This is a genomic window from Sphingomonas parapaucimobilis NBRC 15100 (assembly GCF_000787715.1).
GTDB lineage: Bacteria > Pseudomonadota > Alphaproteobacteria > Sphingomonadales > Sphingomonadaceae > Sphingomonas > Sphingomonas parapaucimobilis.
This window is the reverse complement of the sequence record NZ_BBPI01000070.1, coordinates 76,485-97,720: the sequence shown is the minus strand read 5'-3', so window position 1 is coordinate 97,720 and position 21,236 is coordinate 76,485. Positions and strand designations below refer to the sequence as shown.

At 67.2% G+C, this 21,236-nt stretch carries 17 protein-coding genes; 12 read left to right on the top strand and 5 right to left on the bottom strand.

Annotation, left to right across the window (positions count from 1 at the left end):
* Positions 1 to 14: 14 nt before the first annotated feature.
* Positions 15 to 599 carry an OmpA family protein gene (locus SP5_RS18840; protein ID WP_084220691.1) on the bottom strand — a complete coding sequence of 195 codons (585 nt, stop codon included), beginning with the start codon at positions 597 to 599 and terminating at the stop codon, positions 15 to 17.
* 204 nt (positions 600 to 803) lie between these two features.
* Positions 804 to 2,039 (bottom strand): N-acetylmuramoyl-L-alanine amidase family protein, encoded by a 1,236-nt coding sequence (locus SP5_RS13370; RefSeq protein WP_042489619.1) that lies wholly within the window; start codon positions 2,037 to 2,039, stop codon positions 804 to 806.
* Positions 2,040 to 2,523: 484 nt separating this feature from the next.
* Here SP5_RS13370 and SP5_RS13365 point away from each other — a divergent pair, with 484 nt between their 5' ends.
* Positions 2,524 to 5,199: an Rne/Rng family ribonuclease gene (locus SP5_RS13365; protein WP_245613497.1), complete on the top strand. Its 2,676-nt coding sequence runs from the start codon at positions 2,524 to 2,526 to the stop codon at positions 5,197 to 5,199.
* A gap of 232 nt (positions 5,200 to 5,431) precedes the next feature.
* On the opposite strand, the gene SP5_RS13360 is transcribed toward SP5_RS13365, so the two are convergent.
* Positions 5,432 to 5,887 (bottom strand): Lrp/AsnC family transcriptional regulator, encoded by a 456-nt coding sequence (locus tag SP5_RS13360; protein WP_042489617.1) that lies wholly within the window; start codon positions 5,885 to 5,887, stop codon positions 5,432 to 5,434.
* Between the two features lie 114 nt (positions 5,888 to 6,001).
* Here SP5_RS13360 and SP5_RS13355 point away from each other — a divergent pair, with 114 nt between their 5' ends.
* Positions 6,002 to 7,216 (top strand): methionine gamma-lyase, encoded by a 1,215-nt coding sequence (locus tag SP5_RS13355; RefSeq protein WP_042489614.1) that lies wholly within the window; start codon positions 6,002 to 6,004, stop codon positions 7,214 to 7,216.
* Positions 7,217 to 7,465: 249 nt separating this feature from the next.
* Here the strand turns inward: SP5_RS13355 and typA are convergent, their stop codons facing one another.
* Positions 7,466 to 9,307, bottom strand: coding sequence for a translational GTPase TypA (gene typA, locus SP5_RS13350; RefSeq protein ID WP_042489612.1), 1,842 nt, complete (start codon positions 9,305 to 9,307; stop codon positions 7,466 to 7,468).
* Positions 9,308 to 9,567: 260 nt separating this feature from the next.
* Positions 9,568 to 12,516 (bottom strand): M16 family metallopeptidase, encoded by a 2,949-nt coding sequence (locus SP5_RS13345; RefSeq protein WP_042489610.1) that lies wholly within the window; start codon positions 12,514 to 12,516, stop codon positions 9,568 to 9,570.
* A 188-nt stretch (positions 12,517 to 12,704) separates the two neighbouring features.
* Here SP5_RS13345 and SP5_RS13340 point away from each other — a divergent pair, with 188 nt between their 5' ends.
* The 10 genes from SP5_RS13340 to miaB all read left to right on the top strand — a co-directional run bounded on the left by SP5_RS13340 (position 12,705) and on the right by miaB (position 20,963).
* The gene (locus tag SP5_RS13340) at positions 12,705 to 13,424 is read left to right on the top strand and encodes an aspartyl/asparaginyl beta-hydroxylase domain-containing protein (RefSeq protein WP_052811550.1); all 720 of its coding nucleotides are present in this window, start codon (positions 12,705 to 12,707) and stop codon (positions 13,422 to 13,424) included.
* Between the two features lie 113 nt (positions 13,425 to 13,537).
* Positions 13,538 to 15,334 (top strand): methyl-accepting chemotaxis protein, encoded by a 1,797-nt coding sequence (locus tag SP5_RS13335; RefSeq protein WP_084220690.1) that lies wholly within the window; start codon positions 13,538 to 13,540, stop codon positions 15,332 to 15,334.
* A 118-nt stretch (positions 15,335 to 15,452) separates the two neighbouring features.
* On the top strand, positions 15,453 to 16,025 hold the full coding sequence (locus SP5_RS13330) for a NifU family protein (protein WP_042489650.1): 573 nt from the start codon (positions 15,453 to 15,455) through the stop codon (positions 16,023 to 16,025).
* Complete coding sequence (locus SP5_RS13325; protein ID WP_042489608.1) at positions 16,025 to 16,615, top strand: malonic semialdehyde reductase; 591 nt, start codon at positions 16,025 to 16,027, stop codon at positions 16,613 to 16,615. The genes SP5_RS13330 and SP5_RS13325 overlap by 1 nt, the downstream gene beginning before the upstream one ends.
* A gap of 7 nt (positions 16,616 to 16,622) precedes the next feature.
* Positions 16,623 to 17,273: a tRNA (adenosine(37)-N6)-threonylcarbamoyltransferase complex dimerization subunit type 1 TsaB gene (gene tsaB, locus SP5_RS13320; protein WP_042489606.1), complete on the top strand. Its 651-nt coding sequence runs from the start codon at positions 16,623 to 16,625 to the stop codon at positions 17,271 to 17,273.
* Complete coding sequence (locus SP5_RS13315) at positions 17,273 to 17,743, top strand: GNAT family N-acetyltransferase (protein WP_042489604.1); 471 nt, start codon at positions 17,273 to 17,275, stop codon at positions 17,741 to 17,743. Before tsaB ends, SP5_RS13315 begins: the two co-directional genes overlap by 1 nt.
* A gap of 97 nt (positions 17,744 to 17,840) precedes the next feature.
* Positions 17,841 to 18,263, top strand: a complete 423-nt coding sequence (locus tag SP5_RS13310) for a Fur family transcriptional regulator (RefSeq protein ID WP_042489602.1) — start codon at positions 17,841 to 17,843, stop codon at positions 18,261 to 18,263.
* Positions 18,263 to 19,009, top strand: a complete 747-nt coding sequence (locus tag SP5_RS13305; protein WP_042489600.1) for a lysophospholipid acyltransferase family protein — start codon at positions 18,263 to 18,265, stop codon at positions 19,007 to 19,009. Before SP5_RS13310 ends, SP5_RS13305 begins: the two co-directional genes overlap by 1 nt.
* Positions 19,010 to 19,072: 63 nt before the next feature.
* Positions 19,073 to 19,465 carry a hypothetical protein gene (locus SP5_RS13300; RefSeq protein ID WP_042489598.1) on the top strand — a complete coding sequence of 131 codons (393 nt, stop codon included), beginning with the start codon at positions 19,073 to 19,075 and terminating at the stop codon, positions 19,463 to 19,465.
* Positions 19,466 to 19,640: 175 nt separating this feature from the next.
* Positions 19,641 to 20,963, top strand: coding sequence for a tRNA (N6-isopentenyl adenosine(37)-C2)-methylthiotransferase MiaB (gene miaB, locus SP5_RS13295; RefSeq protein ID WP_076710953.1), 1,323 nt, complete (start codon positions 19,641 to 19,643; stop codon positions 20,961 to 20,963).
* Positions 20,964 to 21,236 lie beyond the last annotated feature (273 nt).

Below are 21,236 nucleotides of genomic sequence, written 5' to 3'. Positions count from 1 at the left end.
CGTAACAACCCATTTTATCGTGCGTGAATCTCTACGCGCGGGTTATGGATTTCCGATTCTGGGGAGGTGTTTGGCACCCTTGGTCTGCTATTCCCTATGGCTTGCACGGTCATTTGAACCTCGATCTTTTGACCTTGCAGATAACGACGAACGGCTTCGGCACGTTGCCGCGAAAGCGCCGAACTTTCACCTGCGTTTATATGCCCTTCGATGTTAAGATCGAATTTGCCGCAAGGATCACGCTCTTTCTCTACCAAATAGGTGAGCGCAGACTTTGCCTCATTGTTCAGGTCTGCTCGATCTTTCGAGAAGAAGACAATCCAAGGACCGGGCACGAAGCAGTCTGACGGAGGCGGGAGCGGCATCTGCTGTGTCTCAGGAAGCGAAGTAGTTCCGCTTCCCGATCCGCGTCCTTCCTGTGCTGCTGCTTCCGGCGCAACACGCGGACTAGATAAAAATATCATGCTGCCCGCTTCACCTACCCGCACAGGTGGGCTGTAGATGGCCGTAGTGGTGCTGTCGGACGCAGCCCCGATATGATTGGAGCTTGCGCAGGCCGGCAAAGCAGTTGCCAGCGCGATGATTAGTGCTTGCCGCATAGCTTCATTGAAGCAGGCTTCCTACGATCGGACAATATCCGTCTGACTGGTCGCCGCTTTCCCGTTTGGGAGCGGGTAACAGCAATCCAGCCGCGTCGATTGAGCCGACGGACGCCCATGGGCCTCGCTTTTCCCAAAAGCTGTTCCCGCTTCCTTATTCCCGAAACTCCCGATTTCGACGGGAAACGGGAAACATGGCGAGCTTCACCGCGCCGCCATCCGCCGCGCGAAATACACCTCCACCGCCTGCAGCACCGCCTTGGCGATCCGCTCGCGGCCCTGTTCGCTGTCGAGGAACGCGGCGTCCTGCATGTTGGAGATATAGCCCGTCTCGAACAGGATCGACGGCATGTCGGGCGCCTTCAGCACCATCAGCGAGGCCATGCGGTGGAAGCTCGGCTTGACCGGGATCAGCGGTTGCGCCTCGCGGCCCAACAACCGCGCGAAGCTGGCCGAGGCATTCATCGTCTCGCGCTGGGTCAGGTCGATCAGGATCGAGGACACGTCGCTGTTCCCGCCCAGATCGACGCCCGCGATCACGTCCGCCTTGTTCTCGCGCGCCGCCAGCCGTGCGGCTTCCTTGTCGGAGGCGACGTCGGACAGGGTATAGGCGGTGGCGCCCCGCGCCTCCCCCGCCCCGGCGCTGTCGCAATGGATCGAGATGAACAGGTCGGCATGCAGCCGCCGCGCAATGCCATAGCGCTCGCGGTGCAGGATATAGCGGTCGTCCTCGCGGGTCAGCGCGGCGCGCACCCGGCCCGACGCGACCAGCGTGTCGCGAATCTCCTTCGCGATGGCCAGTGTCACGTCCTTTTCGCGCAGGCCCGTCTGCGGATTGATCGCGCCGGGATCGACCCCGCCATGCCCGGCATCGATCACCACCAGCGGCCGGTTGTCGGCTCCCTTCACGCGCGGCAGCGGCAGCGCGCGCGACGGGCTGGGCACCGGCAAGGTCAGGGTATAGGCGGGCTTGCGCTGGAAATGGAACGGGAAGAAGTCGAGCACGCCCGCGAAGCTCGCCTGGGTATAGCGGCCGACCATCGGTTTCAGCGTCAGCGACAGGGTCTTGCCGTCATCGTCGAACCCGCCGTCGAAGATCGCCGCGTCCTGCGCCAGCGTGAAGGTCAGGCGGGTCACGCCGGGCTGGATGCGGGTCTGGGTCAGCGCGCGCACCACGCCGTCGCGGATCGTGGCGGTGCCGGGCGACGCGCCGGTCACGTCGATCGCGACGCGGCGCTGTTCGGTCAGCATGACGCTGCGCGCGCGCTTCACCGGCGTGTCGAACCGGATGATCAGGCGCGCACCGCGTACCACCACCTTCTGCACCGTCGCGGCCATCGCGCTCATCGGCGCGAACAGCCCGAGCAGGAATGTGAACAGCATCAGCACGACCCGGCGACCATGCCGGGCTTGTGCCTCGCTGGTCCAGCGAAAAGCCATGACCGCATACCCTTTTCCACGATCCGGAGATCGAAACACGCGGGTAGCGGACCGTGCCTGTCTCCAGCCTTACGGCCATTGGTTAACCCGAAATTCGGCATGTTTTGGCCGCCCGATCGGCAGATTTCCGCCTGTTGCGCCAACGTTCCGATGATGCTAGCACTCCTGCGGACCCCGGCCTCGATCACCTCTCCCACGATCGGGACGGGGCCATCTCTAAAAGGGCTGGGACTGCGAGGATTTCGCGCCCGGACCAACCAGGTTGACGCTCGCATGACGCATATGATCCACCCCGCTGACCGACCGGCCTTTGCCGGTGGGATCGCGGTGTCGTGGGTCCGCACCGGCCCCGTCGCCGATGCTGCGGCTGCAAGCGGCACGCTTTCCGTTATTTCCAGCGGACCGGCGCCCCGCGCCGCCGCCCACCTTATTTACCGCGCGCGACGGCTGCCGCCAGGCCCGGCGCGCGCGTGGAGACTTCACAATGACCACGCGTATGCTGATCGACGCACGCCACCGGGAAGAAACCCGCGTGGCCGTCGTCAAGGGTAACCGGATCGAGGAATTCGACTTCGAGTCGGCCGAGCGCAAGCAGCTCAAGGGCAATATCTACCTCGCCAAGGTGACCCGCGTCGAACCGTCGCTGCAGGCGGCCTTTGTCGATTACGGCGGCAACCGTCACGGCTTCCTGGCCTTTTCGGAAATCCACCCCGATTATTACCAGATCCCGAAGGAAGATCGCGAAGCCCTGCTCCGCGAAGAGGCCGAGCATGCCGCCGAAGAGGCCGCACTTCGCGCCGAGCTGGACGACGAGGACGATCACGACGATCATGAGGATGATGGCGACCACGCCGACGACCATCATGACGACGAGGACGGCGAAGGCGATGCCCCCGCCCGCCCGAAGAAGTCGACCGTCAACGACGACCAGGTCGAGGCGCTGCGCCAGCGTCGCCAGAATCTGCGTCGCCGCTACAAGATCCAGGACGTCATCCATCGCCGCCAGGTCCTGCTGGTCCAGATCGTCAAGGAAGAGCGCGGCAACAAGGGCGCGGCGCTGACGACCTATCTGTCGCTCGCGGGTCGTTACTGCGTGCTGATGCCCAACACGTCGCACGGCGGCGGCATCAGCCGGAAGATCTCCAACGCGTCAGACCGCAAGCGCCTGAAGACCATCATGGCCGAGATGCAGCTGCCCTCGACCATGGGCTGCATCGTCCGCACCGCCGGACTTCAGCGCACCAAGACCGAGATCAAGCGCGACTTCGATTACCTCGCGCGCCTGTGGGACGGCATCCGCGAAAAGACGCTGCACTCGTCGGCGCCTGCGCTGATCTATGGCGACAGCGACCTGATCAAGCGGGCGATCCGCGACATCTACAATCGCGAGATCGAGGAAGTGATCGTCGAGGGCGAGGAAGGCTATCGCCAGGCGAAGGACTTCATGCGCCTGCTGATGCCCGCGCACGCCCGCCGGGTGAAGCAATATGCCGATGCCGTGCCGCTGTTCCAGCGTGCGCATGTCGAGGATCAGCTGGCCGCGATGTACAATCCGGTCGTCCAGCTGAAGTCGGGCGGCTACCTCGTCATCAACCCGACCGAAGCGCTCGTCTCGATCGACATCAACTCGGGCCGTTCGACCCGCGAGCATAATATCGAACAGACCGCCACCGCGACCAATCTGGAAGCCGCGCAGGAAATCGCGCGCCAGCTGCGTCTGCGCGACATGGCGGGTCTGGTCGTCATCGACTTCATCGACATGGACAACAATTCCAATGTCCGAAAGGTCGAGAAGGCGATGAAGGAGGCGCTGAAGAACGATCGCGCCCGCATCCAGGTCGGCCGCATCTCGTCCTTCGGGCTGATGGAAATGAGCCGCCAGCGCCTGCGCACCGGCGTGCTCGAGGCCTCGACCCGCCCCTGCCCGCATTGCGAGGGCACCGGCTTGGTCCGCACCGCCTCGTCGTCGGGCCTGTCGGCGCTGCGCCTGATCGAGGACGAGGCCGCGCGCGGTCGCGGTTCGATCCTGACGTTGCGCGCCAGCCAGGAAGCCGCCGTCTATGTCCTCAACCGCAAGCGCGCCGATATCGCCGAGATCGAGGATCGCTACGGCGTGACTGTCGAGATCATCCCCGACCGCGAGGAAGAGGGTGCGCGCATGACGGTCGAGGCGTCCGGCCCGCCGCCCGCCTATGCGCCCAAGATCGACATGCTCCTCCCCGTCGAGGAAGATGAGGACGATCTGGTCGACGAGATCGAGGAGGAAGAAGAGGACGAGGTCGAGGAGGAAGCGACCGAAGCACCCCGCCCGCGCGAATCGCGGGACGAAGGCGACGGCAATGGCCGCAAGCGTCGTCGTCGCCGTCGCGGTCGCCGCAACCGTGGCGAGGGTGAAGGCACCGAACAGGCCGAAGGCGAGGAACACGCCGATGACGCCGAGCAGGACGGGGCCGAGCAGGACGCAACCGATGCCGAGGAATCGGCCGAGGACGACGCCTCCGAGTCGATCGACGCCACCGAAGCCGAGCCGCGCGAAGGCGGACGCCGCCGTCGCGGACGTCGCGGTCGCCGTGGCGGTCGTCGTGGCGAAGGTGCCGCGAACGACACAGCCGAAGCTGCGACCGATACCGCGTCGGATGACGATGCGTCGGACGCGCCGCTGCCGATCGTCGAGCCGATCGAGGCGGGCGATGCCGCGCCGGTGACGACCCCGCTCGCGGTGGCCGAGGCCGAGGCGAGCGACGCGCCCAAGACCCGCCGCCGTCCGCGTGCCCGCAAGGCCGCGCCGGTCGCCAGCGACGTGGTCGAGACGCCGGTCGTCGAGGAAGCACCTGCGCCGGTCGCCCCGGTGGCAGAGGTCGAGGCGGAAGCCGAAGCCCCGGCCAAGCCCAAGCGCGTCCGCAAGAAGGCGGCCCCCAAGGTTGCGGCCGAACCCGCCGCCAAGGAAGTCGCTCCGGTCGCCGAGGCGGAAGCCGAAGCCCCGGCCAAGCCCAAGCGCGTCCGCAAGAAGGCAGCCCCCAAGGTTGCCGCCGAGCCGGTCGCCGAGGAAGCCCCCGCCGCCGAACCGGCTCCGGCCGAGGAACCGGCAGCGGCCGATGCCGAAGGCGCCACCGGGGAAACCCCGCGCCGCGGCTGGTGGCAGCGCACCTTCGGCACCTGATCGCCACAGCGACGGCTGACAAGACGCCCTCCTTCCCCAGCGGAAGGAGGGCGTTTTTCGTTGGAGAGTGCGCTCCGCTGCTCCAATTTGCAGTCAATCGCTGATCCATTCCACCATCCCGGCGAAGGCCGGGATCCAGTTGGGCGAACGCCGATGTGTCTCCCCCATCGTGCCGCAACTGGACCCCGGCCTCCGCCGGGGTGGTGCCACATAAGATCAACGATCGATGCGTTCAGTCCGCCGGGAACGTCCGGCTGCTCTTCACCACCCCATAAGCGAAGGTGGTATCCAGGCTGGCGATCCCGGCGATCGCGTGCATCTTGCGGCGGATGAACCGCTCATAGGATTCCAGGTCGGCGACGATGACGCGGAGCAGATAATCGGCGTCCCCGGTCAACAGGTGACAGTCCATCACCTCGTCCAACTGACGGATCGCCTCCTCGAACTGCTGCACCAGGTCGCGCGCATGGCGCTCCAGCCGCACCCGGATGAATGCCGTCACCGGCAGGCCATAGCGTTGCTGATCGACGATCGCGCCATAGCCCTGGATCACCCCCGCCTGTTCGAGCAGGCGCACCCGCCGAAGACAGGGTGACGGCGACAGGCCGACGCGCTCGGCCAGGTCCTGGTTGGTGAGCCGCCCGTCCTGCTGGAGCAGGCGGACGATCTGGCGGTCCTTGGTATCCATGCCTGATCTTAGCAGATTCTGCCAATCCGCCAGCCCTATTTGGCAAAGAACGCAATTTCGACACCGGCCTTCCGGCTTAAAATGGCGGCATCACCGATAGAAAGCCCGCCTGCCATGTCGACCCCTGCCCCTTTCGGTTTCGCCACCGCCGCCATCCATCACGGCTATGATCCCCAAGATCATGAGGGCGCGCTGACCCCGCCGCTCCACCTCACCTCGACCTTCGCGTTCGAGAGCGCGGAAGACGGCGCCGCGCGTTTCTCCGGCGAGGCACCGGGCCATGTCTATAGCCGCATCTCCAACCCGACGGTCGACCTGCTGGAACGGCGGATCGCGCATCTGGAGGGGGCCGAGGCGGCGCTGGGCACTGCATCGGGCATGGGCGCGATCACCGCGACCCTGTGGACGCTATTGGGCCCGGGGGACGAAATCCTGACCGACATGACGCTTTATGGCTGCACCTTCGCGTTCATGCAGCATGGGCTGGGCCGGTTCGGCATCCGCGTCACCCATGTCGACATGACCGACATCGCGGCGGTCGAGGCAGCGCTGGGGCCGGACACCAGGCTCGTCTATTTCGAGACGCCCGCCAATCCCAATATGCGGCTGGTCGATATCCAGGCAGTCTGCGCGCTCGCCAGGGCGCATAGTGCGTGGAGCGTGGTCGACAACACCTATGCCACGCCGGTCATCACCCGCCCGATCGCGCTGGGCGCGGATTTCGTCGTCCACTCCGCCACCAAATATCTGGGCGGGCATGGCGATCTGGTCGCAGGGATGGTGCTGGGCCGCGCGGCGGACATCCAGCAGATCCGACTGTTCGGCGTGAAGGACATGACCGGTGCGGTACTGTCTCCCTTCAACGCCATGCTGATCCTGCGCGGGCTGAAGACGCTGGAACTCCGCGTACAACGTCATGCCGCCTCGGCGCAGGCCATCGCCGAACGGCTCCAGGCGCATCCGGCGGTGCATGCGGTCCATTATCCGGGGCTGGAGAGCTTCCCCCAGCATGATCTGGCCCAGCGCCAGATGGCGCTGCCCGGCGGCATGATCGCGTTCCGGGTGCGCGGCGGGTATGAGGCGGGCAAGCGGGTGATGAACCGGCTGACCCTGATCCAGCGCGCCGTGTCGCTGGGCGATGCCGAGACGCTGATCCAGCATCCCGCGAGCATGACCCACTCCACCTATCCCGTCGAACAGCTCATCGCGCACGGCATCATGCCCGATCTGGTGCGGTTGTCGGTCGGGCTGGAGGATGTGCGGGACATCTGGGCCGATCTGGGCGCGGCGCTGGATGCGGAACGGGATACGCTGTCGCACGCCGCGTAACGGCCGATGGGACACCCCTGACGGTGCCCCCCCTCCGTTCAGCCTGAGCGAAGTCGAAGGCCAAGGGAAAACCTCTCGTCCCAGGTCGGATCGTGGCGGAGGTCCGTGCGTGGCCTTCGACTTCGCTCAGGCTGAACGGAGGATGGGGTTTACCGGCCCACCGGACGGCGGTGGGAGATTGCGCCCGCAAACCTCGTCGCCCTTCCCACAACGAAAAAGGGCCGGACGTTTCCGTCCGGCCCCTGTTCTTTACGCTGCCTTCGAGCGAGCCGCGCGCTTGCGCTCGTTCGGGTCGAGGTAGCGCTTGCGCAGACGGATCGACTTCGGGGTCACTTCGACCATTTCATCGTCGTCGATATACGCAATGGCCTGCTCAAGCGTCATCTTCTTCGGCGGGGTCAGGCGGATGGCGTCATCCTTGCCGCCCGAGGCGCGGAAGTTGGTCAGCTGCTTCGCCTTCATCGGGTTGACCTCGAGGTCATCCGTCTTGGCGTTCTCGCCGATGATCATGCCTTCGTACAGCGCTTCGCCGTGGCCGACGAACAGGATGCCGCGCTCTTCGAGCGGACCCAGCGCGTACCCTTGCGCTTCGCCCGCGCCGTTCGAGATCAGAACGCCGTTCTTGCGGCCTTCGATCTTGCCCTTGTGGGGGCCGTACTTCTCGAACAGGCGGTTCATGATGCCGGTGCCGCGCGTGTCCGACAGGAACTCGCCATGGTAACCGATCATGCCGCGCGAGGGCGCGGAGAAGGTGATACGAGTCTTGCCGCCGCCCGAGGGACGCATGTCGGTCATCTCGGCCTTGCGCAGGTTCATCTTCTCGACGACCGTGCCCGAATATTCCTCGTCCACGTCGATGATGACGGTTTCGTACGGCTCGGTCTTCTTGCCGTCCTCGTCCTCGCCGAACAGCACGCGCGGGCGGCTGATGCCCAGCTCGAAGCCTTCGCGGCGCATCGTCTCGATCAGAACACCCAGCTGGAGTTCGCCGCGACCGGCGACCTCGAAGCTGTCGCGGTCGTCGCTTTCGGTGACCTTCACCGCGACGTTCGATTCCGCTTCGCGCATCAGGCGGTCGCGGATCATGCGGCTGGTCACCTTCGAGCCCTCACGGCCCGCCATCGGCGAGTCGTTGACCGCGAAACGCATCGACAGCGTCGGCGGATCGATCGGCTGCGCCTTCAGCGGCTCGCTGACGCTGGTGTCGGCGATGGTGTTCGCCACCGTCGCGACGGCCAGACCCGCCAGCGAGATGATGTCGCCCGCCTTGGCTTCCTCGACCGGCACGCGGTCCAGGCCGCGGAACGACATGATCTTCGATGCACGGCCGGTCTCGACGATGTTGCCATCGGCGTCGAGCGCGTGGATCGCCTGGTTCAGCTTGACCGTGCCCGAGTTGACGCGGCCGGTCAGGATGCGGCCCAGGAAGTTGTCGCGGTCGAGCAGCGTCACCAGGAAGGTGAAGGGCACGTCCTCGACTTCGACCTTCGGAGCCGGGACGTGGTTCACGATCGTCTCGAACATCGGGATCAGCGTGCCTTCGCGCGCGTCCATGTCGGTCGAGGCATAGCCGTTGCGGCCCGAGGCGTAGAGGACGGGGAAGTCCAGCTGCTCGTCATTCGCGTCGAGCGAGACGAACAGGTCGAACACTTCGTCCAGCACTTCCTGGATACGCGCGTCGGCGCGGTCGACCTTGTTGACGACGACGATGGGCTTCAGGCCCAGCGCCAGCGCCTTGCCGGTCACGAACTTCGTCTGCGGCATCGCGCCTTCCGACGAGTCGACCAGCAGGACGACACCGTCGACCATCGACAGGATGCGCTCGACTTCGCCACCGAAGTCGGCGTGGCCGGGGGTGTCGACGATGTTGATGCGGATCGACTCGTCGCTGCCCGGGGGAGTCCAGTCGACCGAGGTCGGCTTGGCGAGAATCGTGATCCCGCGCTCCTTTTCCAGGTCGTTGGAGTCCATCGCGCGCTCTTCGACGCGCTGGTTGTCGCGGAAGGTGCCCGACTGGCGGAACAGCTGATCAACCAGGGTCGTCTTGCCATGGTCGACGTGCGCGATGATCGCCACGTTGCGGAGGCTCATGCAAATTTCTCTTGTTCGGAGGGTATGTCGCCGCGCGCCATAGCCGAAAGCCAAGCAAAGCGAAAGGGCGGCGCGGATATTGCGCCGCACAAAGGTGGTTGGCGGGTGAAACGATGCCAGCACCGACAAGTTCCTCCCCGGCACGGGGAGGGGGACCAGCCGCAGGCTGGTGGAGGGGGAGCGCCGCAATGGCTGCCCTGTGAGGAAGCCCCCCTCCACCACCGCTTCGCGGCGGTCCCCCTCCCCGCGAGCGGGGAGGACTACTTGGCGCGGGGCACCACCTTGAGCGTCCAGTCGGTGTCCGGCCGCAGATAGCGCGCCGCGACCGCCTGAAGGTCGGCAGGACCGATCGATACGAAGTCCTGCGCCAGCCGCTTGGTCGCCTCGATCCGCTGCGGATCATAGGTCGCACCGCCCAGCCGCTGCATCCAGAACAGATTGCCCGACGCCATGCGGGCGAGCCGTTGCGCCATGGGCCGCTTGATCCGTTGCAGTTCGTCGGCATCGATCGGCTTCGACGCCAGGTCGGCGGCGATCGAGCGGGCGGTCGCCAGGAAGAAGTCGACCTTGTCGGGGGCGACCATGCCGATGGCGATCATCCGCCCGCCGCCGGGCAGGCCGATCGGCCACTGGCTGGCCACCTGCGGGCTGTAGCTGGCCCCCGCCTGCGAACGCAGCCGGTCGAACAGCCGGTCGGCGAAGACCTGCGCCAGCACGTCCAGCCGGTTGCGGATGCGGTCGTCGGCCGATCCGCCGCCGGTCGGCCAGGCGATCACCGCCGCCGCCTGATCCGCCGGGCCGGTATGCGTGCGGACGACGGGCGTGGCGACATGCGCGGGGAAGCGGATCGGCGGCACCGGGCCGGTCGCCCCTTGACGCGCCGGGATCGCGCCGAAGCTGTCCGCCACCGCCTTGATCGCCTCATCCGCCTTCACGTCGCCGAACACCGACACCTCGATCGGGCCGGAGGCGAGCAGCGGTGCCCAGAGCGCCTTGAACGATTCCGGCGTGGTCGCCTCCACCGCGTCGCGCGGCGGCGTGCCCCAGCGCGGATCGCCGTCGCGCAGCAGCCGCTCCAGATCATGGCCGAGCACGCCGTCGGGCGACGAGTCGAATCCGTCATACCCCGCCAGCATCGCCGCCTTGGCCCGGTTGACCGGTGCCGCGTCCCAGCGCGGCGCGATCAGCTTGGCCGCCATCAGTTTGAGATTGTCGGCATAATCGCCGGGCGACGACAGGGCGTTGAAGGCGAAGGCATCGTCGTCGATATCGAAGTCCATTCCCATCGTCCGCCCGGCGGTCAGCCGGTCGAGATCGCCCTGGTCGAACTTGCCGATACCCCCCGCGACCAGCGCGAGGTCGGCGGCCCAGGCCGGGCTCTCGCGGGTCGCGGGCAAGGCGTCATAGCCGCGCCCAAACCGGACCCGCAGATAGACCCGTGCCGTCTCACCGTCATTGGCGAACAACAACAGGCGCGTGCCATTGGCGAACGTCACCTTTTCCAGCCCCAGATCGGAGACTTTCTCTCGTGACACGACCTTGCCGGGCGTACCCAGCCTGGGGAGCTGGGCGAAGGTCACCGCGCCCTGACGGCGGCGCTGTTCGGCCAGCGGGCGGACATCCGCCTTCAGCGCGGCGGTCAGCCTGGCGACCGCATCGGCCTGCACCGTGCGGGTGTTGACCAGCGCGCGGGTCGCGGTGCCCTGGTAAATCTTGCGCGTCGAGGCCAGCACCGCGTCAGGCGTGAACATCTTCTTGTCGATCGCCTGACGCAGGATCTGATAGCTCGTCTCGGGCGCGGTCACCGTCTCGCGGATATCAAGCGCGCCGACCATGTCGTCGGCCTGTTTCGACCCCGCCTCGACCCGCGACGTTTCGACCTGGTTGCGCAGGATCGCGTCATAATCGGCCAGTTCGCGGTCAATCTCCCCTTGTGTCGGCGGAGTCGCCATCGCATCGGCGATGACCGCGCGCACATCCTTCAGCGCGGCCTCCCAATTGTCGCCGATCGGCACGACATTGACCGTGGTGATATTGGCCGAGCGCGATACGTCGTCGAGGGCCACGGCAGCCTGCAGGAAGCTGCCCCCGGCCCGCGCCCGGTTTTCCAGACGGCGGCTGATCAGGCGCGCGGCGACCATGTCGACCATCCGCTTCTGGTTGAAGATCGCGGTATCGTCCTGATACTGCCAGGGGCGAAGCACCGCCATGGCGACGACCGGCGGTATCGACGGCTCGACCAGCGCCCCCGCGACGGGTGCATCGGCGGTCGGCTTGCCGAAATCGGGATCGGGCGGATTGGGGCCGACGCCCTGCCACGACCCGAAATTCTTTGTGACCAGCCTGGCCAGCAGCGCCGGGTCCATATCGCCCGAGATGATGACGACCGCGCGTTCGGGACGATACCAGCGATCGTGAAATGCCTTCACCGTCTCCGGCGTCGCCGCCTCCAGCGTCTTGAGCTGGCCGATCGGCGAGCGTTCGGCGAGCGGCTGGCCCGCAAACAGGGTTTCGCGCAGCTTGTCCGAATAGCGGACCTGCGGCCCCGGCCGCTCGCGCCGTTCGGCCAGCACGACCGGACGCTCGGCGTTCAGCGACTGGGCGGTCAGCGAGGGCGCGGCCATCATGCCGCTGAGGATCTTGAGACTCTCGTCCAGCCCCGCCTCGGTCGCGCCGGGCAGGTCGAGCTGATAGACGGTCTGGGTCGGCGTCGTCGACGCGTTGGAGTCCGAACCGAAGGTCGCGCCCAGCCGCTGCCAGATACGCTTGGCCTCGCCATCGGGGACGTATTGTGATCCGCGGAAGGACAGATGCTCGATCAGATGCGCGAAACCGCGCTCGGAGGCCTGTTCGTTCAGCGAACCCGCGTCGATCCGCACCCGCACCGCGACCTGCCCGGGCGGCACCCCGTTGCGGCGGACCGCGAAGCGCAGGCCATTGGCCAGTCGCCCGAACTTCCACATCTTGTCCTGCGGCAGGTCCGAGCCCTTGTAGAGCCATGGGGTCTGGTCGACGCCGGGGATCGGCGGCAGCGGGGCGAGCGGATCGGCGGTCGCGCCAGGGGCGGGCGCCACGGTGGCGGCCACCGGCATGCCCTGCGGCACCGAACGATTGTCGGTCTGGCCGGGAACCTGGCCGATGACGGGGATCGCCAGTCCGAGAAGGACCGGCAGGGCAAGGCTGCGCAGAGCGCGGGTCGGGAATGCCATACGCCCCTCTTAACCCGCCGCACGCCGGATCGCCAGCCGCCCCTAAATCGCCCCAATGCGCCGCTTTGCGACGGTTCGACGCCATCATTTCGACCCAGTGGCGGGGTAGGACGACCGGACTGATCCCGCGTCACAAGGGCCATCGATGCCCGGGCGCCAAGGGTCGGGCCGGGGATGTTCGGAACGTGATGACCAAGTCGATCAAGGCCAGTGCCCAGCGTCAGGGGCCGGCCACAATATGGCACAATTCGGGCGAGGCCGAGCGGCCCGTGCGGCCCGTCCCGACCCTGGTCGCCGCCCTCCCCAGCCTCCCCTCGCCCCCCGCCCTGCCCCATCCCGCGCTGACGGCGCTGTGTCGGCTGTTCGACGGGGTGATCGCCGCATCCTCGCTGGTGCCCAACGACCCGGTGCTCGACATTCGCGACTTCGCCTGGACGGCCGGGCTGCGGCGGCAATGGCGTGCGATCCGGGACGAGGCGCTGGCGGTATCGGGTCCGGCGGCGACCAGCCGGATCGTGCCCCTGCTGCGGGATGGTGAGACCGCGAATCGCTGCCCCGTGGCGACCGCGGCGCTGGGCGAGGTGCCGGGACTGCACGACGCCGCCTTCGCGCTGCTCGCGCCCGGGGCGCATGTCGCGATGCGGCGCGGCGCGACCAAGGGGCTGCTGACCTGTCATCTCGGGCTGGCGGTGCCGCGCGACGGGGACGCGCGGATGCGGGTGCGCGATCGGATCGTGCGCTGGGCCGAGGGTGAAACGCTGATCTTCGACGACAGCTATCCGCATGAATTATGGAACGAAGCCGAGGGCGCGCGGATCGTGCTGCGGCTGCGTTTTGCCCGCCCGCTGCGCCAACCCGGCCGCGCGGTGGCGGACAGCCTGCGGCACCTGCTGGGCGAGACGGCCTGACTGTCCGACATAGCCGATGCGGTATGAAATTGGTTTTATATTAACCTTTTGGTAACCCGTGACGAACGACAAGCCGCGCCGCTTGCCAGCCCCGGCTTTGTCACGGAATTGTCATGTTTATCAAGAGCGTAGCAGCCCGCCTCATTGCACCCGTGCTGGTGTCGATGCTGTTGCTGGCGATCCTGTCGGCCGTCACCCTGCAGACCGAGGGGCGCGTTGCCCGCGCCAACCAGGATGCCGCCCATGCCGAGGCGGTGATGCTGCGGCTGGCCGAACTCCGCTCGCTCAGCCGGTCCTTGCAGCGCGATGCGCTCAATCTGGTGATCGAAAGCGATCCCGCCGAGCGACAGGTGATCCAGGGCAAGTTCGACACCCGGCTGGGCAAGTTCACCGACCAGCTCGACGCGCTGCGCAGCGATGCCGCACGCTATGCGATCACGCCCGCCTATTTTACGTCACAGGCCCGTGTCCGCCACGAACTGGCCCAGGTCGGCAGCCTTGCGGATACGGGGGACCGGGCGGCCGGTCTTTCGCATTTCCGCCAGCGGGTGCGCCCGGCCGAGCGGCTGGCCTCCAGGATCGCCGATACGCGGATCGATGCGCTGACCGGCGAGGTGAAGGCGTTGCATGTCCGCGCCGATACCGTGGCCGAACAGGGACGCTGGATCCTGATCGGCGCGACGGTGCTGCTCGCCATCGCCGGGTTGGCGACCGGCCTGTACATCGCACTGCGCACCGTCGTCCGGCCGCTGCACGAGCTTCGCCAAGCCATGGGGCTGCTGGCGGAAGGGCAGACCGGGCGCGCCATTCCCCATGCCGAACGCGAGGACGAGGTCGGGGAAATGGCGCGGTCGATGGTCGCCTTTCGTGACCAGCTCGCCCGTGCCGAGGCGGAGAAGACCGCCCAGACCGGGCTGATCGTCGCCAGCATCGGCCAGGGCCTGTCGGCCCTCGCCAAGGGCGACCTGACCGCGCGGATCGACGCGACGCTCGACGAGCCCTTTGCCCGGCTGAAAAGCGATTTCAACGCGGCGATGGCGGCGTTGCATGCGACGATGGCGCGCGTCGTCGGTGCGGCCGGCGGCGTGCGGGCGGGCGCGATGGACATTCGCCAGGCCTCCGACGACCTGTCGCAGCGGACCGAGCAGCAGGCCGCCAGCCTGGAGGAAACCGCCGCCGCGATGGACGAGATCACCGCGACCGTCCGCCACGCCGCGACCGGCGCGACCGATGCCGCGCATGCGCTGGAACAGACCCGCGCCGATGCGCGCGACGGCGGCGCGGTGGTCGTCCGGGCCAGGGCGGCGATGGTCGACATCCAGCGCGCCTCGTCCGAGATCGAGGAGATCATCGGCGTCATCGACGGCATCGCCTTCCAGACCAATTTGCTGGCGCTCAATGCCGGGGTCGAGGCCGCGCGCGCGGGCGAGGCCGGACGCGGCTTCGCGGTGGTCGCCTCCGAGGTGCGCGCGCTGGCGCAGCGTTCGGCCGATGCCGCACAAGACGTCAAGCAGCGCGTGCTGGCCAGCGCCAGCGGGGTGCAGAACGGCGTCGCGCTGGTCGGCGAGACGGGCGTGGCGCTGGAGAAGATCAACGAGGGGATGGGTCGGCTGGGCACGCTGATGACCGGCATCGCCGACGATGCGAATCGCCAGGCCAAGGGGCTGGGCGAGGTGAACAGCAGCCTGTCCCAGATGGACATGGTGACACAGCAGAATGCCGCGATGGTCGAACAGGCCACCGCCGCCGCGCGCAGCCTGGCCGACGAGGCGGAGCAATTGTCGCAGGCGGTCGAGCGCTTCGTGCTCGACATGTCCCCCACGCCATTGCGCGTCGTCGAGTCGGCAAAGGAACGGGTCGTGCCGATACCCGTCCGGCGCGCGGCGAACGAGGATTGGTCGGCTTTCTGATGGCCAGCCATAGCGGGTCGGCCAAAGCAGGCGCATCAAAGCGGGATTGCCTCTGCGGAAACGCATCCTTTCCCGCGTCCGGCTTGATCCCCATCGCGAGCCGCGCCACATGGGGGTCATGCTGATCGAGACCGAACCGACGCCCAACCCGGTGACGCTGAAATTCCTGCCCGGCCGCAAGGTCATGGACAGCGGCACCCGCGACTTCGCCTCGCCCGAGGAAGCCGCCGCCAGCCCGTTGGCCGAGGCGATCTTCAACCTGGGCGATGTGACCGGCGTGTTCTTCGGCCGTGATTTCGTCTCGGTCACGGTCGCGCCCGGCACCGACTGGTCGGACGTGAAGCCCGATGTGCTGGGCATCCTGCTCGACCATTTCTCGGCGCAGATGCCGCTGTTCCGCCAGGGTGCGGCAGACTTTTCGGTGCCGGTCGAAGAGGAAAGCTTCACCGACGATCCCGAGGATGCCGACATCGTCGCGCAGATCCGCGAACTGATCGACACGCGCGTCCGCCCTGCGGTGGCCAATGACGGCGGCGACATCGTCTATCGCGGCTTCGACAAGGGCAAGGTTTACCTCAAGATGCAGGGTGCCTGCGCCGGTTGCCCCTCGTCCAGCGCGACGCTGAAGAACGGCATCGAGCAGTTGCTGCGCCATTATGTGCCCGAAGTCACCGAAGTGAGGGCCGTCTGATGAACCCGATCGACGACGCCAGCCTGGATCGGCTGTTCCGCGAGGGGCGCACCTTCAACCATTACCTCGACACGCCCGTCGGCGAGGACGAGATCCGGGCGATCTGGGATCTGATGAAGATGCCGCCGACCTCGACCAATCAGAGCCCGGCGCGCATGGTCTGGTGCCTGAGCGCGGAGGCGAAGGAAAAGCTCGCGGCCTGCGCCTCGGACAGCAATGCCGACAAAATTCGCCAGGCGCCCGCCGCCGTCATCATCGGCATGGACGTGAACTTTCACGAAACCCTGCCGCAGCTCTTCCCGCATGTGGATGCGAAGAGCTGGTTCGACGGCAATACCGAACTGCGCGAGGCCTCGGCCTTCCGCAACAGCTCGCTCCAGGGGGCCTATCTGATCCTCGCCGCGCGCGCGCTGGGGCTGGATACCGGCGCGATGTCGGGCTTCGACCAGGGTGCGGTGGACAAGGCGTTCTTCGCCGACCAGCCGGGCGTGCGGTCGAACTTCATCGCGACCCTAGGCTATGGCGACACGTCGAAGCTGCACCCGCGCAACCCCCGGCTGGCGTTCGAGCAAGCCAACCGGATCGCCTGAGCCTCCCTTGCGCACGCTGGTCATCGACACCGCCACCGCCGCCTGCTCGGTCGCCCTTCTCGACGGCGACCGGGTGATCGCGCGCGGCCATGACGTGGTCGGGCGCGGCCATGCCGAGCGGCTGGTGCCGATGATCGCGGCCTTGCCCGATGGTGGCCGGGCAGAGCGCATTCTGGTCGATTGTGGGCCGGGCAGCTTTACCGGCATCCGCGTCGGCATCGCGGCGGCGCGCGGACTGGCACTGGGCTGGGGCGTGACCGCAACCGGCTATCAGTCGCTGGCGCTGGTCGCCGCCGCCGGGTTCGCCGCGCGCGACGATGACGCGCTGACCGTCGTGCTGGAGGGCGGGCATGGCGAGGTCTTCGTCCAGCCCTTCGCCCGCGACCTGACGACGCTCGCCCCCTTCGCCTCGATGAAGCCCGACGCGGCGCTCGACGCGCTGGAGGGGCGGGTCGCGATCGGCAATGGCGTGCGCTGGCTGACCGCCTTGTCGCCCGATCTGCCTGTCATCGAGGCGCTGCCCAATGCGGCCGAGGCATGGCGACTGACGCCCGAACTCACCGCCCTGCCCCCGCGCCCGGTCTATGGCCGCGCACCTGATGCCAAGCTGCCCGGCGGCATCACCCCGCCCGACGCCGTCGGTCTCGGGGCTGCCTGATGGGCAGTATCGGCATCTCGCTTCGCCCCGGTGACGCGCGCGACGCCGGTGTCGTCGAACAGGTCATGGCCGCGGCCTTCGACCCGCAATGGGGCGAGGCATGGACCCGCTCGCAATTGCTCGGCGTGATGGCGCTGCCCGGCATCAAGCTGCTGATCGCCGAGGCGGGCGAGGAACCGGCGGGCTTCGCGCTGACCCGCGCGGTACTGGACGAAGCGGAATTGCTGCTGCTGGGCGTCACGCCCGACCGTCGCCGCGCGCGGATCGGCAGCCTGCTGGTCGAGGCGGTCGTCGCCGACTGCGCCGCGCACGGCGTCGAGACGCTGCATCTGGAGGTGCGCTCCAACAACCCGGCCATCCTGTTCTATGCGACGCACGGCTTTGCCAAGTGCGGCGAACGGCGCAATTATTACAAGGGCGCGGACGGGCGGCATTACGACGCGCATACCTATACCCGCCCCATCGTCTGACCCGATCACTGTTTCCGGGTTATTGCGAGTCGCTATCCTCTTTTCGCAATTAGCCTTTGGGGTAGAGAGGGGTTCGCCCGAGGAGTTAGACGTTACCATGGCCCGCAAAATCGATCTCGAAGCGCTGTGCGCACAAAAGGGACTGCGCATCACCGAACAGCGCCGCGTGATCGCCCGCGTCCTGTCGGAAGCGGAGGACCATCCGGATGTGGAAAAGGTCTATGAGCGCGCCGCCAAGATCGATCCCGGCATCTCGATCGCGACCGTGTACCGCACCGTCCGTCTGTTCGAGGAAGCGGGCATCCTGGACCGCCATGATTTCGGCGACGGCCGCGCCCGCTACGAGCCCTCGCCCGAGGCGCATCACGACCATCTGATCGATGTCGAGACCGGCCGGGTGATCGAGTTCGTCGACCCCGAACTGGAACAGCTGCAAAAGGCGATCGCCGAAAAGCTGGGCTTCCGCCTGGTCGATCACCGGATGGAGCTTTACGGCGTCAGCCTCGACCGCAAGAGTTGATGGCGGTCGCCGTCCCCATCGACGCCGACAGCAAGGGCGGCCTGCGTGCAGCGGGTCGCCTTTTGTGTATCGTCGGCGTGCTGCTGATCGCGCTGACGCTCCATGGAACGTGGCGGCTGGTCGGGCGCGCTTCGCCGTGGCCGCCCCGGTTCCTGCGCCGGGTCGCGATGATCCTGGGCGCGGACATTCGCGTTACCGGCACGCCCGAGCGCCGCAACGTCATGATCGCGGCCAATCATCTGAGCTGGATGGACATATTGCTGCTGGCGGGCACGTCGGGAACGCGCTTCGTCGCCAAGGCGGAGGTGGCGGCGCTGCCGCTGGTCGGTTGGCTGGCGGGGCTGAATCGCACGCTGTTCGTCGAGCGCGGCGACCGGCTGGGGGTCGGCGATCAGGTCGCGGCGATCCGATCCGCGTTGACTGAAGGCCAACCTCTTGCGGTGTTTCCCGAAGGGACCACCGGCGACGACCTGTCCGTCCTGCCGTTCAAGCCCGCGCTGTTCGCGGCGCTGGTCCCGCCCTTGCCCGGCATCCGGGTGCAGCCGGTGCGGATCGACTATGGCACGGTCGCCCGCGACATCGCGTGGCTCGGCACCGATCCGGGTGACGCCCATGCCAAGCGCGTGCTGCGGCGGCGGGGGCGATTCACGGTGACCCTGCACTATCTCGAACCCTTCGACCCCGCCGGCTTCCCGGATCGCAAGGCGATCGCGGCCGATGCGCGCAGGCGGATCGTCGGCGCCTGATATCCGACATCGCCGGCGGCGAGCCCCCGGGATAGGATCGGCGCGCCATTCCGGGGGGACGCCATGCTCAAGACGATTCTCGTTGCCGCCAGCCTGCTGACCACGACCGCCGCCACCGCGCAGATGGCCAATCCCTGCCCCGGCGGCACGGTCCCCGCGACGATCCGTCACAACAGGATCAAGCCCGGCCAGTGGGTGACCTTCGCCAAGGCGGTGGCGGCGCATAACGCCTGGTATGTCAGCCATAACGATCCGACCCGCACCATGCTGGTTCGCGTGGTGACCAGAGGGGCTGGCGGCCCCGTCGTCACCGATACCGAAGCGGTGACGATCACCCGCTATGGCGCGACCAAGCCCCAGGCGGCCCGTGACGCGGCCTATTCCGCCTTTATCGACCTCTATCGCCAGAGCAGCGAGATGGCCGACGAAACGCGGGTCTGTTTGCCAAAGGGCTGACAAAAAGCATTCCTCCCCTGCAAGGGGAGGGGGACCAGCGAAGCTGGTGGAGGGGTGTCCCGCCATCGAGAGTGCGACACCCCTCCGTCATCGCTGGCGCGATGCCACCTCCCCTGCAAGGGGAGGAATAGGGGAGTGCTGGCGAGCGCGCGGCTTTTGCGATAAGGGCCGCGTCATGCCCGCATCTCCCAAGACCTTTCACGTCAAGTCCTTCGGCTGTCAGATGAACGTCTATGACGGCGAGCGCATGGCCGAGCTGATGGCCGCGCAAGGGCTGACGACGACCGACGATGCCAGCGCCGCCGATCTGGTGGTGCTCAACACCTGCCACATCCGCGAACGCGCGACCGAGCGGGTCTATTCGGAGATCGGCCGCCTGCGCAAGGATGCGGGCGAGCAGGGTCGCAAGCCGATGATCGCGGTCGCGGGCTGCGTCGCCCAGGCCGAGGGGGCCGAGATCGTGCGCCGTGCCAAGGTCGATGTGGTCGTCGGCCCGCAGGCCTATCACAACCTGCCCGATCTGGTCGCCAGGGCGGCGGCGGGCGAAGCCGCGCTCGATACCGACATGCCCGTCGAGTCCAAGTTCGTCCACCTGCCCGGCCGCCGCAAGGTGAACCCGTCCGCCTTCCTGACCGTGCAGGAGGGTTGCGACAAATTCTGCACCTATTGCGTCGTTCCCTATACGCGCGGTGCGGAGGTCAGCCGGTCCTTCTCGGCGATCATGGACGAGGCGCGGTCGCTGGTCGATGCGGGCGCGCGCGAGATCACGCTGCTGGGCCAGAACGTCAATGCGTGGAACGACGCCGACGATCGCGGCCTGCACGGCCTGATCCGCGAGCTGGACCGGATTCCGGGGCTGCACCGCATCCGTTACACGACCAGCCATCCCAACGACATGACGCAAGGGTTGATCGACGCGCATCGCGATGTCGAAAGCCTGATGCCCTTCCTCCATCTGCCGGTCCAGTCGGGCAGCGACCGCATCCTGAAGGCGATGAACCGCCAGCATACGCGCGACAGCTATATGCGGGTCATGGACCGCGTGCGCGCCGCGCGCCCCGACATCGCGCTGTCGGGCGATTTCATCGTCGGCTTTCCCGGCGAGACCGAGGCGGACTTCGCCGACACGCTGAGCCTGGTCGACGCGATGGGCCATGCCCAGGCGTTCAGCTTCAAATACTCGCCCCGCCCCGGCACTCCGGCCGCAACGATGGCGGATCAGGTCCCGGCTGAGGTGATGGACGACCGGCTCCAGCGCCTGCAGGCCGCGCTCAATCGCGACCAGCATGCGTTCAATCTGGCCAGCGTCGGGCGGACCTGCACCATCCTGCTGGAGCGGCGCGGCAAACTGCCCGGCCAGATGCTCGGCAAGTCGCCCTGGTTGCAGTCCGTGCACCTGATCGGCGACCACCAGATCGGCGACCTGGTCGAGGTCGAACTGGTCGCGGCCGGACCGAACTCGCTGACCGGCCAGGCCAAGGTGAAGGCGGCGGCGTAACGCCGCCCCGTTTCCACCCCCAACCTCCGTTCGGGCTGAGCGAAGTCGAAGCCTACGCCCACGCTTCCGCGATTTTGTTCGCGCGGAGACGCGGAGGCGCGGAGATGTCTCGCTTGTCGATGCTTCATCCGATCCTCGCGACCGGAAGACCTCTATTGATACGCCTGAAGCAGACGGGCCAAGATCGCGGCTGGATACACCCTCTCCGCGCCTCCGCGTCTCCGCGCGAACCCAAATTTTTTAATCGCGCAGAGGCGCAGAGGACGCAGAGGA

What these genes read in the sequence shown, in the direction of transcription:
- SP5_RS18840 (WP_084220691.1), bottom strand. Translation starts at nt 599, where the DNA reads ATGCGGCAAGCACTAATCATCGCGCTGGCAACTGCTTTGCCGGCCTGC.
- SP5_RS13370 (WP_042489619.1), bottom strand. Translation starts at nt 2,039, where the DNA reads ATGGCTTTTCGCTGGACCAGCGAGGCACAAGCCCGGCATGGTCGCCGG.
- SP5_RS13365 (WP_245613497.1), top strand. Translation starts at nt 2,524, where the DNA reads ATGACCACGCGTATGCTGATCGACGCACGCCACCGGGAAGAAACCCGC.
- SP5_RS13360 (WP_042489617.1), bottom strand. Translation starts at nt 5,887, where the DNA reads ATGGATACCAAGGACCGCCAGATCGTCCGCCTGCTCCAGCAGGACGGG.
- SP5_RS13355 (WP_042489614.1), top strand. Translation starts at nt 6,002, where the DNA reads ATGTCGACCCCTGCCCCTTTCGGTTTCGCCACCGCCGCCATCCATCAC.
- typA (WP_042489612.1), bottom strand. Translation starts at nt 9,307, where the DNA reads ATGAGCCTCCGCAACGTGGCGATCATCGCGCACGTCGACCATGGCAAG.
- SP5_RS13345 (WP_042489610.1), bottom strand. Translation starts at nt 12,516, where the DNA reads ATGGCATTCCCGACCCGCGCTCTGCGCAGCCTTGCCCTGCCGGTCCTT.
- SP5_RS13340 (WP_052811550.1), top strand. Translation starts at nt 12,705, where the DNA reads ATGACCAAGTCGATCAAGGCCAGTGCCCAGCGTCAGGGGCCGGCCACA.
- SP5_RS13335 (WP_084220690.1), top strand. Translation starts at nt 13,538, where the DNA reads ATGTTTATCAAGAGCGTAGCAGCCCGCCTCATTGCACCCGTGCTGGTG.
- SP5_RS13330 (WP_042489650.1), top strand. Translation starts at nt 15,453, where the DNA reads ATGCTGATCGAGACCGAACCGACGCCCAACCCGGTGACGCTGAAATTC.
- SP5_RS13325 (WP_042489608.1), top strand. Translation starts at nt 16,025, where the DNA reads ATGAACCCGATCGACGACGCCAGCCTGGATCGGCTGTTCCGCGAGGGG.
- SP5_RS13315 (WP_042489604.1), top strand. Translation starts at nt 17,273, where the DNA reads ATGGGCAGTATCGGCATCTCGCTTCGCCCCGGTGACGCGCGCGACGCC.
- SP5_RS13310 (WP_042489602.1), top strand. Translation starts at nt 17,841, where the DNA reads ATGGCCCGCAAAATCGATCTCGAAGCGCTGTGCGCACAAAAGGGACTG.
- SP5_RS13305 (WP_042489600.1), top strand. Translation starts at nt 18,263, where the DNA reads ATGGCGGTCGCCGTCCCCATCGACGCCGACAGCAAGGGCGGCCTGCGT.
- SP5_RS13300 (WP_042489598.1), top strand. Translation starts at nt 19,073, where the DNA reads ATGCTCAAGACGATTCTCGTTGCCGCCAGCCTGCTGACCACGACCGCC.
- miaB (WP_076710953.1), top strand. Translation starts at nt 19,641, where the DNA reads ATGCCCGCATCTCCCAAGACCTTTCACGTCAAGTCCTTCGGCTGTCAG.